Origin of the sequence: Brevibacillus sp. NL20B1 (assembly GCF_018195675.1) — a bacterium.
Taxonomy (GTDB): domain Bacteria; phylum Bacillota; class Bacilli; order Brevibacillales; family Brevibacillaceae; genus Brevibacillus; species Brevibacillus aydinogluensis.
In genome coordinates this window covers 88,016-100,707 of record NZ_JAGTPT010000004.1, presented here as the reverse complement: position 1 = coordinate 100,707, position 12,692 = coordinate 88,016, and the positions used below count along the sequence as shown (strand labels likewise).

At 58.7% G+C, this 12,692-nt stretch carries 14 protein-coding genes; 11 read left to right on the top strand and 3 right to left on the bottom strand.

Going from position 1 to position 12,692, the window contains the following annotated elements; all coding sequences use genetic code 11:
- Nucleotide 1: 1 nt before the first annotated feature.
- From KDN35_RS04520 to KDN35_RS04495, 6 genes are all read left to right on the top strand, one after another.
- Nucleotides 2-1,291 (top strand): branched-chain amino acid ABC transporter permease, encoded by a 1,290-nt coding sequence (locus KDN35_RS04520; RefSeq protein ID WP_171565267.1) that lies wholly within the window; start codon nucleotides 2-4, stop codon nucleotides 1,289-1,291.
- Nucleotides 1,292-1,313: 22 nt separating this feature from the next.
- Entirely contained in the window at nucleotides 1,314-2,090 is a 777-nt protein-coding gene (locus KDN35_RS04515) for an ABC transporter ATP-binding protein (RefSeq protein WP_171565266.1), read from the top strand.
- Between the two features lie 18 nt (nucleotides 2,091-2,108).
- On the top strand, nucleotides 2,109-2,816 hold the full coding sequence (locus tag KDN35_RS04510; protein WP_171565265.1) for an ABC transporter ATP-binding protein: 708 nt from the start codon (nucleotides 2,109-2,111) through the stop codon (nucleotides 2,814-2,816).
- 198 nt (nucleotides 2,817-3,014) lie between these two features.
- Nucleotides 3,015-3,614 (top strand): hypothetical protein, encoded by a 600-nt coding sequence (locus tag KDN35_RS04505; protein ID WP_212132202.1) that lies wholly within the window; start codon nucleotides 3,015-3,017, stop codon nucleotides 3,612-3,614.
- Between the two features lie 202 nt (nucleotides 3,615-3,816).
- Nucleotides 3,817-4,467 (top strand): AzlC family ABC transporter permease, encoded by a 651-nt coding sequence (locus KDN35_RS04500; RefSeq protein ID WP_212132200.1) that lies wholly within the window; start codon nucleotides 3,817-3,819, stop codon nucleotides 4,465-4,467.
- Complete coding sequence (locus KDN35_RS04495; protein WP_230077717.1) at nucleotides 4,457-4,771, top strand: AzlD domain-containing protein; 315 nt, start codon at nucleotides 4,457-4,459, stop codon at nucleotides 4,769-4,771. The genes KDN35_RS04500 and KDN35_RS04495 overlap by 11 nt, the downstream gene beginning before the upstream one ends.
- 39 nt (nucleotides 4,772-4,810) lie before the next feature.
- Here the strand turns inward: KDN35_RS04495 and KDN35_RS04490 are convergent, their stop codons facing one another.
- The 3 genes from KDN35_RS04490 to KDN35_RS04480 all read right to left on the bottom strand — a co-directional run bounded on the left by KDN35_RS04490 (nucleotide 4,811) and on the right by KDN35_RS04480 (nucleotide 7,363).
- Nucleotides 4,811-5,986, bottom strand: coding sequence for an MFS transporter (locus KDN35_RS04490; RefSeq protein ID WP_212132198.1), 1,176 nt, complete (start codon nucleotides 5,984-5,986; stop codon nucleotides 4,811-4,813).
- Nucleotides 5,986-6,432 (bottom strand): MerR family transcriptional regulator, encoded by a 447-nt coding sequence (locus tag KDN35_RS04485; RefSeq protein WP_212132197.1) that lies wholly within the window; start codon nucleotides 6,430-6,432, stop codon nucleotides 5,986-5,988. Before KDN35_RS04485 ends, KDN35_RS04490 begins: the two co-directional genes overlap by 1 nt.
- A gap of 175 nt (nucleotides 6,433-6,607) precedes the next feature.
- Nucleotides 6,608-7,363: an IclR family transcriptional regulator gene (locus KDN35_RS04480; RefSeq protein WP_171565260.1), complete on the bottom strand. Its 756-nt coding sequence runs from the start codon at nucleotides 7,361-7,363 to the stop codon at nucleotides 6,608-6,610.
- A 215-nt stretch (nucleotides 7,364-7,578) separates the two neighbouring features.
- Here KDN35_RS04480 and KDN35_RS04475 point away from each other — a divergent pair, with 215 nt between their 5' ends.
- Genes KDN35_RS04475 through KDN35_RS04455 form a run of 5 tightly spaced genes read left to right on the top strand, consistent with a single transcriptional unit; the run spans nucleotide 7,579 to nucleotide 12,589 of the window.
- Nucleotides 7,579-8,694: an ABC transporter substrate-binding protein gene (locus tag KDN35_RS04475; protein WP_212132195.1), complete on the top strand. Its 1,116-nt coding sequence runs from the start codon at nucleotides 7,579-7,581 to the stop codon at nucleotides 8,692-8,694.
- A gap of 8 nt (nucleotides 8,695-8,702) precedes the next feature.
- On the top strand, nucleotides 8,703-9,797 hold the full coding sequence (locus tag KDN35_RS04470) for an ABC transporter ATP-binding protein (protein ID WP_212132193.1): 1,095 nt from the start codon (nucleotides 8,703-8,705) through the stop codon (nucleotides 9,795-9,797).
- Between the two features lie 3 nt (nucleotides 9,798-9,800).
- On the top strand, nucleotides 9,801-10,643 hold the full coding sequence (locus KDN35_RS04465; RefSeq protein ID WP_212132191.1) for an ABC transporter permease: 843 nt from the start codon (nucleotides 9,801-9,803) through the stop codon (nucleotides 10,641-10,643).
- Entirely contained in the window at nucleotides 10,640-11,440 is an 801-nt protein-coding gene (locus KDN35_RS04460) for an ABC transporter permease (protein WP_171565256.1), read from the top strand. The genes KDN35_RS04465 and KDN35_RS04460 overlap by 4 nt, the downstream gene beginning before the upstream one ends.
- A 12-nt stretch (nucleotides 11,441-11,452) precedes the next feature.
- Complete coding sequence (locus KDN35_RS04455; RefSeq protein WP_212132189.1) at nucleotides 11,453-12,589, top strand: M20 family metallopeptidase; 1,137 nt, start codon at nucleotides 11,453-11,455, stop codon at nucleotides 12,587-12,589.
- Nucleotides 12,590-12,692 lie beyond the last annotated feature (103 nt).

Here is a 12,692-nt window from a genome sequence, read left to right as displayed (position 1 = left end):
CATGGCAAACATGGTATGGAAGTCGTTCAAAGGGATTCCGCTTCCGGTTACGCTGATTTGGATCGCTGGCTTTTCGGCCGCACTGCACTTCTTGGACAAATCGGTCATCGCGTTTCTGGGAATCTTGTCCTCCATTGTTTTGATCTACTACACCAACGCCTCCAGCAAGGTCCGCATGCTCATCGGAGCACTGGTGCTGTTAATCATCATTCCGCTGGTGGCGGGGGACAACCGCTACTACATGGAAGTGGCTTCGCAGGTGGGCATCTACGTGGCCATGGCGCTCGGCCTGAACATCGTGGTCGGATTTGCCGGACTGCTTGACCTCGGCTACGTCGCCTTTTTCGCCGCCGGTGCGTACGCGTACGCGATTTTTTCCACGTCCCAGGCCAACCAGTTCATCCCCGGCGACCTGTTTCCGCTGTCGGGCGAGTGGTTCTGGCCGTTCCTCATCGTCGGCTTGATCGTGGCGGCAATCTTCGGGATATTGCTCGGTCTGCCGGTCTTGCGGGTGAAAGGGGACTACCTGGCCATTGTCACGCTGGGGTTTGGTGAAATTATTCGGATTATTTTCAATAACCTGGACAAACCCATCAACATCACCAACGGCCCGCAGGGGATCACTCCGATCCCGCAGCCGGAATTGTTGGGAATGAAGATGGGCACGCCGTTCCACTTCTATTTTATCGTGTTAGTCGTCATCGCCTTTATCGTCCTGGCCAACTTCCGCTTTGAAAACTCGCGCATCGGCCGCGCCTGGATCGCGGTGCGGGAAGACGAACTGGCGGCCCAGTCCATGGGCATCTCCCTGCTGAACACCAAGCTGGCCGCGTTTGCCACGGGCGCTTCCTTCGCCGGTGTGGTCGGCGTCATCTTTGCCGCCAAGCAGACGTTTATCGATCCGACCTCGTTTACGCTGATGGAGTCGATCGGGATTCTCGTCATGGTCATCCTCGGCGGCAGCGGAAGCATCCCTGGCGTGGTATTGGGGGCGGCATTCGTCACGGTGCTGCAGGTGCAGCTGCTGAAAGAGCTCTCCAATTTCCTCCACTCGCTGCAACAGGCGGGCGTCATCAATCTGCCGAACCAGTTGGATCCGTCCAAGTTCCAGCGGTTGATCTTTGGCATCATGTTGATCCTCGTGGCGCTCTACCGTCCCAACGGTTTGATTCCGGCGAAGCGCAAGAAGACCGATCTCGACGCCATCCGGACAAGCAAATTGGGCGAAAACCGTCTGGGGATCCTGAGCAGGCTGGCGAAAGGCAAGCTGTCGCAGGGCAACCAGTCGTAGCGTACAAGGAGGGAGCATCATTATGGCACTGTTGGAAGCAATCGGCTTGACAAAGCGCTTCGGCGGTCTGGTCGCCAATCAGGACGTCACCGTCAAGATTGAGAAGGGGACGATTACGGCGGTCATTGGACCGAACGGGGCCGGGAAAACCACATTTTTCAACATGATCACCGGCTTTTACGAGCCGGACGAGGGCGATGTCCTGCTGGACGGGAAAAGCATCAAGGGACTGCGGCCGGACCAGATTGCCGAGCGGGGCATCACCCGCACGTTCCAAAACATCCGCTTGTTCAAGCAGATGACCGCCTTGGAAAACGTGATGGTGGGTACGCACAGCCGGCTGACGGCAGGACTCTTGGGCATCCTGTTCAACGTCAAGCGGGTGCGCGAAGAGGAAGAGCGGGCCCGCGTCGAGGCCTATCAACTCCTGGAATACGTCGGGATCGCCCACGTCGCCAACGAAGAGGCCGGCAGTCTGCCGTACGGCTTGCAGCGCCGCCTGGAGATCGCCCGCGCGCTGGCGACCAATCCGCAAATCATTCTGCTGGACGAGCCGGCGGCGGGGATGAATCCGCGCGAAACAGCGGAGATGACGGAGTTTATCCGCCGGCTGAAAAACGAACTGGAACTGACCATCATCCTGATTGAACACGACATGAAGCTGGTCATGGGCCTGAGCGAATACATCCACGTGTTGGATTACGGACGCAAAATCGCCGAGGGAACGCCGGAGCAAATCCGCAACAATCCCAGAGTCATCGAGGCGTACCTGGGCAAAAGCGCGTCGGAAGTGTCGTAAGCGGGGGAGGAATCACAGATGGCATTGTTGGAACTGCATAACGTACACACCTATTACGGCGGCATCCACGCGTTAAAGGGGCTGAGCATCCAGGTCAACCAAGGGGAAGTGGTGACGCTGATCGGCTCCAACGGGGCAGGCAAGTCGACCACGCTGAAGACGATCTGCGGCCAGACGCGCGCACGGGAAGGCAAAATCCTCTTTGACGGCAAGGACATCACCCAAATGCGCACGCATGAAATCGCCCTGCTGGGTATCGCCCACGTGCCGGAGGGGCGGCGCATTTTCCCCAAGCTGACCGTGCGGGAGAACCTGGAGATGGGCGCCTTCTCCGTAACGGACAAGAATCTGATCGAGGAAGGAATTGAGCGGGCATTTCGCTACTTTCCCCGGCTGAAAGAGCGGATCAACCAAAAGGGCGGCACGATGTCCGGCGGGGAGCAGCAGATGCTGGCCATCGCACGCGGCCTGATGATGAAGCCGAAGATTTTGATGCTGGACGAGCCGTCCATGGGGCTGGCGCCGATTCTGGTCGAACAGATTTTTGACATCATCACGGAGCTGAATAAGGAGGGCATGACGATCCTGCTCGTGGAGCAAAACGCCAACCAGGCGCTCTCCGTGGCCCATCGCGGCTACGTCATCCAGACGGGAGAGATCATCCTGCAGGATGAGGCGGCCACCCTGCTGGCAAACCCGCAGGTGCGGGAAGCGTACCTTGCATAGAAGTGAAGCACCGATGGAGTCTAATGACTCCATCGGTGTTTTTTGTAACGAAATGGAAATTTCTTCGTCTCCTCGTATAGACGCACAGGTTTGCAGGACGATTCGACATCAGAGTTGGAACGTACCTCTCTGCAAACGATGTGAGTCGTGAGGAATATGGCTGTTCCAAAAACGGTCCACGCGAAAGGGTGCATGCCGATGATGTACCAAAAAACCGTCATGTTGTCTGTGATAGCCGCTGCCAGTGTCGCTGTCGGCGGATACCTTTACGTAAATGCCAATCAACCTGCATCCGACCAGGCAACTCAATGGCAAGCAAACGTTCACGGGGCTGAACAAAAGGAGAAGGCGGGAACTGCGGTAGATGTAAGAGGAGATGTTAATGAGAGTTTTTCCAGTATCGAACAGTTGAAGGACAACTCTCAATTGATTGCAGAGGTTGAAATTGAAAAGGCGGACAGCTTCCAATACAAACACGTTGTGTTTACGTTGAGTGAAGCGAAACTGCTGCATGTCTATAAAGGAGAGGTCCAAAACGGAGAAACCGTCAAGATTCTCGAAACCGGCGGATATAAGGATGGAAAGGAATACACGTTTGAAGGCAACAAGGCATTTACGGAAAAGGAGACGGCGATTGTCTTTTTGGAAAAGTACGAAGGGCCGATTGCTGATGACGCTTATGTAATAGCGGGAGTGTATCAAGGGAAATTTGTAACAGACGGTCAGACAGTACAACCGCCCAATGGCGTAGAAAAGGGGCTGCAGGTAAAAACCATGGAAGAGTTGGGCTTGGAATAGCATGGTATCAGGCGGCCAGCCAGGTGAATACTGGTTGGCCTTGTCGGTGGAGGAGATGGATGCGGGGCTGCGGCTGCTATACGGAGTGTAAAAGCCGTACATGCACTCCTGCATTTGACAGAACTTACTGACAAGCGTAGAGTATAGCAGTGTATGGAGGGGGAAGCGAGTGAACTCTGCGCGCACGTTGTTTGTCACAGGCATGATTCAAATTATCCCGGTCGCCGCCGCAGGGATCGTGGACGGGCTTGTGTTTGGCATCCTCGCCCGGCAGGCAGGTCTCGGCATCGCGGAAGCCTTGCTGTTTTCACTCCTCGTCAACGCAGGGTCGTCGCAGTTTGCCGCCGTCGGCCTGATCTCGCAGGGGATTGTGGGCTGGCCCATTCTGGTCTCCGCGGCTTTGCTGAACGCCCGTCACCTGCTGTACGGCCTGTCGCTCGGGCCCCACTTTCGCGGGACGCCACCGTGGAAGCTGTCGTTGATGGCGGCTGGCCTGAACGACGAGACGTACGCCCTGACATCCACCTATCTGGCGTCCGGCCAAAAGCCCAGCCTCTCCTTTTTTGCCGGTGCGAGCGCGGTCGACTATCTGATCTGGAACGCCAGCACGCTGGCCGGCGCCTGGTTTGGCGCGGTGTTTACGGAAACGGAGGCGTACGGCCTGGACTTTGCGTTTGTGGCCACGTTCCTTGGCTTTCTCGCAATTAATCTGCTCTCCCCGTTTCATGTGAAGGTGGCGGCCGGCGCTGCGGCTGTCGCCTGCCTCGCGTACTGGGGAGGCGGCGGGACGGCGGCGGTGATTGCCGGAACGCTGACGGCAGTGGTGATGGGAGCGGTGATCCGTGAACGATAAGGTGCTGCTGATCATTGTCTTGATGGCCGTGATTACCTATCTGACGCGGTTTCCCATGCTGCTGATCAGCTCGCGCTGGGAGATCCCCGACTGGCTCCGGCGCGGACTGGCCATGGTCCCGGTGGGGGTGTTCAGTTCGCTGACCGTGCCGCCCATTCTCTTTTATGGGAAAGACGGGCAGTGGAGTCCGGAGTACCTCGCGGCGGGGGTGGTTTCACTCGCCGTCGGCCTGTGGAGAAAGCAGGTCGTCTGGGCGCTGTTGGCCGGGGTGGGGGCGATTGTGCTGTGGCGGGCCCTTTTCTGAAGATCGGGAAGAGCGTGTAAAAAAAGGCGAGCTTGCGCATCAATGCAGGCTCGCCAGTTGTTTTTTGCCGGCGTACAGCGCCATCATGCTGAACAGAACGGCCAGCGCGCCCGCGTAAAACGGGACGTGCGGCGAGTACCACTCGGCCAGCTTGCCCGCCAGCCAGGGCGCGATCGCGCCGCCGACAAAACGGACGAAGCTGTAGGCGGAAGACGCGACGGCACGCTCCACCGGCGCGACGTCCATCACCGATGCGGTCAGGACGGTGTTGATAATGCCCAAAATCGCGCCGGCCAGGACGATAGCCAGCACCAGCGTCACTTGCGACGATACGCCCAATCCCATGGCCGTCAGGTCTGCGGACAACAGCAGCAGCATGGCGAACAGCGTGGGGACGGACCCGCAGCGCTCCTGCAGTTTCGGCGCCACGATCACCGAGGTGATGGCGAGCATCACGCCCCAGAAGAAAAACACGTATCCCAGGCTGTGTTCGTCCATGTGCAGCACAAACGGAGAAAACGCCAGCAGCGTAAAAAACCCGAAGTTGTACAGAAGCGCCGTCAGCGCCATGGTAAACAGGCCGCGGTGCCGCAACGCGCGGAACGGATCAAGGAGCGAGCTGCGCCGCTTCGGCTTGGGCACGTCGCTGAGCAGTACGAAGACAGCAAGCAGCGCGATCGCCATCAGCACGGCGACGCCGAAAAACGGCCCGCGCCAACTGATGCCCCCGAGCAGCCCGCCAAGCAGCGGCCCCACGGACATCCCCAGACCGATGGCCGCTTCGTACAGGACGATCGCTCCCGCTGTGCCGCCGCTGGCCACGCTGACAATCACCGCCAGGGCGGTGGAGATGAAAAAGGCGTTGCCCATTCCCCAGCCGGCGCGGAACCAGACGATCTGCATCACCGAGTCGGACATGCCGCCGAGAAAGGAAAACAGGATGATGCCCGCCAGGCCGACCAGGAGCGTCGCCTTGGGTCCGATCCGGCTGGAGACCCATCCTGTGACCAGCATTGTCAAGCCGGTCATCAGCATGTAGCTGGTGAACAACAGGGATACTTCACTGGGCGTGGCATTCAGTTGGCTCGCAATCGCGGGCAGGATCGGGTCGACCAATCCGATCCCCATGAAAGCGACCACACAGGCAAACGCGACAGCCCAGGCTGATTTTGGCTGCTGTATGATGATGCGCCAGGCATGCGCGTGACTTTCCATTAGGAATCCTCCTTTTTGATTTCGATTTCTGTCTGCAGTTCCTGTTTTTTTCTGGCAATGCGGGTCAGCTTCTCATCGTAGTCGGCCAGCAGCTCCGAGAGTTTGTTCAGTTTGTCCTGCAGGAAGCCGCGCTTGGCCAGGAGCGTCCGTTCCAGTTCGGTCAGCAGGTTCAGCTTATCTTCGGTGGACACTTCCTGGTAATAGCCCTGCTTCAACAGCTCGTATTTGTGGGACAGGTCCATCATGTCCTTGATTTCCTGCAGCGACGCTCCCAACAGGTCGCGGGTGTTTTTGACGTGCAGGATGTGGGCGATGTCCTCATCCGTGTACATGCGGTATCCGCTCTCCGTTCGCCCGGACGGATTGACCAGCCCTAATTCCTCGTAATAGCGAAGCGCTCTTTTCGTAAGGCCGGTTTTTTTGGCTGCCTCCTCAATGCGGTACAACGGGCTCCCTCCCATACGCGTGTGTAATGGCACGACGACAAACAGACAAGGTTTATGATACAAAACGGTAACGTTAACGTAAACGTTATTGTTTTCCGCTTATATGGGCCAGCCGCGTGCACAAAAAAGCCCGGACCAGACCAAATGGCTGATCCGGGCACAGCATCGGCAGTGCTCACGGACGGTACCCCAATTCTGCAGACATCTCTCGCACGGTCTCCAGCAGTTCCCTGAGGATCGCATCCTTCTGGGGAAGAACGCGGTCGGACGGGCCGATCACGCTGACCGATGCGGCTACTTCACCGGTGGAATCAAACAGCGGCGCCGCCATCCCGGTAACGCCCACGTTGCGCCGGTCGGAGCTGAATTCGTAGCCCCGTTCCCTGATCTCCTGCAGCGCCCGCTTGATCTCGTCGGCTGACGTGTACGAGTAGGGCGTGTATGTCCGGATTCCCTCCGCCAGCACCTCGTCCTGAAACGATTCCGGTTTGTAGGCCAACAGCACGCGGGACGCGGAGGTGGAATAAAGGGGGAAGCGGCGGTGCGTCTCGACCGTAAAGCGGATCGGGTGAGGCGAATCCACCTTGGTGACGTAGATGGCGTCGGTGACGTCCTGCAGGCACAGCACGACCAGCTCCTGCGTGCGAGATACCAGGCGGTTGATATAGGGAGCGGCAAAGTCGACGATGTCGTGGTTTTTCAGCACCTTGTTGCCCAGCTCCAGCAGCGTGTAGCCGAGTGTGTACTGCCTGGTTTTTTCGTTTTGGCGGATAAATCCTTCCGCCTCCAGCGTCGCCAGCAGCTTGTGCACCGCTCCCTTGGAGAGCTGCAGCCGCTTGCTCAATTCCGTCACGCCGAGCTCCTTGGGCGCGTCGAGGAAGATTTTCAAGAGCCGGCAGCTGTTGCGTACGGAAGACAGAAAATGATCCATGGATACGACTCCTCCAAAGCTCACATTTAGAATTAGTCTACCATAACCGGGAAGACTTTACGGTTCGAAAAGAGATAATCATCCCTTTACTCAGACTACCTTGAATTGTCAGTCTCCTTTATGATAGTATATCACTATAGTTCTCGAATAGGAAACTGTGTTTTCTATTCGTGAACGATTTGCCAATAAACATACACATAGCGGGGGATGAACACGTGAAGAAACAGGCATTATCGGTACTGTCCATTCTTGCTTTAACCGGTTCATTGCTCGCCGGCTGTGGGTCTTCCGCCGGGCAGTCAACCGCGTCCGGCCAGCCTGTGGGGCAGGGCGGCAGCCAGGCACAGGCGCAGTTGGAGGACACGTTGGTCGTGGCGGGCAACGGCGCCACCGTCGAACAGCTAATGAAAGACGAGATTTTCAAGAAGTTCAACGAGAAGTACCCGAACGTGAAGCTGACCTACGTCTCCGGCGTCTCGACCGATATCGTGGCCAAGGTAAAAGCGCAGAAAAACGCGCCGCAGATCGACGTCACCATCGTCGAGGGAGGCGAACAGGAAAAAGGGCGCCAGGAAGGGCTGTGGGAGGCGCTTTCCGAGACGGACATTCCCAACATGAAAAACGTTCCGCAGGACCTGCGCGTCGCGGAAAACAGCGGAGTAACCGTCAACTTTACGCCGATGGGCATCTCGTACAACGCGGAGCTCGTCAAGGAAAAAGGCCTGCCGGTGCCCAAGTCATGGAACGACTTGACCAGACCGGAAGTGAAGGGCTATATAACAATGACCGACGTGGCCAGCAACTTCGGCCGCTCCACGATGATCATGCTGGCCTACGCCAACGGCGGTTCGGAGAAAAACATCGAGCCCGGCTTTGAAAAAATGAAAACGATTGCGAGCTACATGCCGACGTTTGCCAAGAGCGCGGCCCAACTCCAACAAAACCTGCAAAACAAAAGTGCAGCCTACACCACCTGGACGATGGCCCGCAGCCTGACGCAAAAAGAGACGGGCCTGCCGTTGGAATTCGTCTTCCCGGAAGAGGGCGGAAACATCGTGCCGAACGTCGCCACGCTGGTCAAAGGGGCCAAGCACCCCAACGCCGCCAAAGCGTTTATCGACTTCCTGCTGAGCGACGAGGTGCAGATCATGTACGCGACCAAGCTCTACTACAACCCGGCCACGGCCGTGAAGCTGCCGGAAGACGTGGCCAAGCAGTTGGAGTTTGACCGCAGTAAAGTGGTGAACTTCGACTACGACACGATCAGCAAGGAAATGTCCGCGTGGCTCGATCGCTTCAACAAAGAGATCGCGCCGCTGACAGGAAAGTAGGTGTCCCTTTGAGCAAGGTAATTGACGTCGAACTGCGCAACATCATGAAGAAGTTCCAGAATAACGTCGTGGTTCGGGATTTCAACCTGCAGGTGGAGCAGGGAGAGTTTGTCTCGTTTCTCGGGCCGTCCGGCTGCGGCAAGACGACCACGCTGAACATGATCGCCGGATTTCTGGACCCGGACGAAGGGGAGCTCTTGATCAAAGGGCGGCGCATGAACGGCGTCCCCCCTTACAAGCGCGAACTGGGCATGGTGTTTCAAACCTATTCGCTGTTTCCGCACATGACGGTGGCGGAAAACGTCGCCTACGGGCTGAAGCTGCGCAAGGTGGGCAAAGCCGAGATGCAGGAGCGGGTGAAGCGGGTGCTGGAATTGGTCAAGCTGCCGCATGTGGCCGACCGCTATCCCAAGCAGTTGTCCGGCGGTCAGCGGCAGCGGATTGCGATCGCCCGCGCACTGGTGATCGAGCCGTCGCTGCTTCTTTTGGACGAGCCGCTCAGCAACCTGGACGCCAAGCTGCGCGAAGAACTGCGCGACGAACTGAAGCGGCTGCACCAGGAGATCGGCGTGACCACCATTTTCGTTACCCATGACCAGGAAGAAGCGCTCTCTTTGTCGGATCGAATCGTCGTGCTGAACCACGGCCGCGTCGAGCAGATCGGCACGCCTGAGGAGATCTACAACCGTCCCGCCTCCGAGTTCGTCCACACCTTCATCGGCAAGACCAATCGCCTGGAAGGAGTCGTACTCGCTCAGGACGGAGAGAGTCTCACCGTGAAAACGATGGGCGGCCTCATCGTCAGGGCGGCCCGGCAGCAGCGGGTGTTTGTTCCTGGCGAAAGAGTGGCGATGTTTGTGCGGCCGGAAAAAATCCGAATGGCGGACGGAGCGGCAGCGAGTGAGGTCAATCACGTCAGCGGCCAGTTGATGATTGCCTCATTTTTGGGCGCCTTTACCGAGTGCGAGGTGAAGGTGGGAGGTCATACCCTGTCCGTTAAGGTGCAGATGGACGGGCAGGGGATGCCGCTTACCCCCGGCAGGGCGGTCAACTGCCGCTGGGAGAGCGAAGACGTGCTGGTCATGCCGGCGGAGAGGGGATAGCCGATGAGCAAGCGTATCTCCATTCTGCTGCTGACGGCGCCGAGCATGATCGTGCTCCTGGGCGTGTTTCTGATTCCGATGCTGCTGATGCTCCTGTTGAGTTTTCAGGACGACACGCAGGCGTTCAGCTTGCAAAACTACCTGTTGTTCATCCAGGACCCATTTTACCTGGAGATTCTGTGGCGGACCATCCGCATCAGCCTCTGGACGGTGCTGTGCACGCTCCTGCTCGGCTTTCCCGTGGCCATGTTCATGGCGCAGGCTTCAGGCCGGATGCGGGGCGTCGTCACCATACTGATTCTGGCGCCGCATCTGATCAGCGTGGTGATCCGCAACTTCGGCTGGGTGGTTGTACTCGGTGAAAAGGGCTGGATCAACGAAACGCTGCTGAGGCTGGGCGTGATCGACCAACCGCTGCGCCTGATGTACAACGAGCTGGGCGTGGTCATTGGCCTGACCGATTCATTTATCGCCTACATGGTGCTGGCGATCGCCACCAGCCTGTATGCGATTGATCCGTCGCTGTCCAAGGCGGCGTCCATTTTGGGAGCGTCTCGCTTGCGGACGTTTTTCACCGTGACGCTGCCGCTCACCCTGCCGGGTATTATCGCCGGTACGACACTGGTGTTCAGCTTGTCGATGAGCGCGTTTGTGACGCCGGCGCTGATGGGGGGCACCTCTGTGAAAGTAATGCCGGTCATCGCCTACGAACAGATTATGTCGACGCTCAACTGGCCGCTGGGAGCGGCACTGTCCTTCCTGCTGCTGGGCAGCACGATCCTGCTGGTCACTCTGTACACGCGGTTGATTGAAACCAAGCGATACAAAGAGGTGTTTGCGTCATGAAAAAGCTGAACGGGTTCGGACTGATCACCTTCTTTGTGCTGCTTCTGGTCAACCTGCCGTTTCTGGTTATCATCCCCAGCTCGTTTACCGCGGCCGGATACCTGTCGTTTCCGCCGGATGGCTTTTCCTGGCAGTGGTACGACAAGATTCTGGATCGGCCGGAGTTTATCGAGTCGTTCTGGTTCAGCCTGCAGCTTGCCGCGATTACGGCCGTGCTGGCGACGCTGATCGGCACGTTGGCGGCCTTTGCCTTGAGCAAGTACAAATTCCGCGGCAGCGGGGTCATCAACGGCCTGCTGCTGTCGCCGCTGACCGTGCCGTCGCTGATCATCGGGATCGCCGCGCTGCTGTTCTTTACGCGGATCGGCATTGCAGGCACGTTTACCGGCCTGCTCCTGGCCCACACGCTGATCTCCATTCCGTACGTGGTGCGGCTGGTGCTGACCGGCCTCAGCACGTTCGACTACACCCTGGAAAAGGCGGGCTACATGCTGGGAGCCCGGCCGCTGCGGGTGTTTTGGGACGTCACACTGCCGCTTTTGCGGCCGGCCATCGTGTCGGGTATGATCTTTTCGTTTCTGACCTCGTTTGACAACGTGACGGTGTCGCTCTTCTTGGTGGCGCCCGACACGACAACGCTGCCGCTGGCTATTTTCACCTACATGCAGGAGACGCTGGACCCGCTGGTGGCCTCCATCTCCGCGGTCGTCATCCTACTCAGCCTGGTGTTTATCGTCTTGCTGGAAAAGGTGTACGGGCTGGAGCGCCTGTTTGGACTCAATTCCCAATCCCATTAAGGAAGAGGCACGATGTCAATTCACTCGTATTTGCAACAACATCACCAACACCTGATCCAGCTCTTGGAAGCCTGCGTCAACATGGATTCCCCCTCACGCGACAAGGAGGCGGGGGATCGGATGGCGGAGTGGTTTGCCCGCTGCTTCGAGGAACTGACCGGAGGCAGGGCGGAGCGAATCCCCAACAGCGTCTACGGCGACCAGGTCCGCTGCGTGCTGGGAAGCGGCAGCAGACAAGTCCTGTTGATTGGCCACTACGACACGGTCTGGCCGCGAGGGGAAGCAGCCCGTCGTCCGTTTTTCATCCGGGAGGGAAAAGCATACGGCCCGGGCGTCTACGACATGAAGGCGGGCGTGCTGCAGGCGATGTTTGCGCTGCGCTCGCTGGCGGAGCTGAACCGTCTGCCGGCTGACAAGCAGGTGGTGCTTTTGCTCAACAGCGACGAAGAAATCGGCAGCCCTACCTCGCGGGCACTCGTCGAACGGGAGGCGTCCCGTTCCCTGGCCGGCTTCGTGCTGGAGCCGCCGATGGAGCCGGACGGCGCGCTGAAGACGTGGCGCAAAGGCAGCGCCCACTTTACTCTGCACGTCCACGGCGTTTCCGCCCACGCCGGGGTGGACCACGACAAAGGAGTGTCGGCGATTGAGGAGCTGTCCCGGCTGGTGCAGTACCTGCACGGACTGACCGACTATGCGAGCGGGACGACCGTCAACGTGGGGCTGGTCAAAGGGGGAATCGGCTCCAATGTGGTGGCCGATTACGCCGAAGCAGAAGTGGACGTCCGGGTGAGGACGCTGGAGGAAGCGCGGCGAATTGAGCGGCTGTTTGCGGGACTGACGCCCAGCCTGTCCGGCGCGCGGTTGACGGTGTCCGGCGGCATCCGCCGTCCGCCGATGGAACGGACGGAGCAGGTCGCCGCCCTGTTTGCCCTGGCCCGGAAGATTGGGGCAGAGGAGTTGGGTATGTCGCTGCGGGAGTCGGGCACCGGCGGCGTCAGCGACGGAAACTTCGCCGCCGCCTGCGGTCTCCCTACCCTTGACGGGCTGGGGGCAAAAGGCGGGTTTGCCCACTCGCCGGAGGAATTTGTGGAGCTGGACGAGATTCCCAGACGCGCTGCCCTGCTGGCTCGGTTGATCGAAGAGGTGTAGCACATGTCGAGGAACAAGCCTGTTTGTTGATGGACAACCCTTTTGCGCAGCGTCTGCCGGCTATGTCCGGCTGCGAGCGCAAAGGGGTATTTTGCTGTGTGCA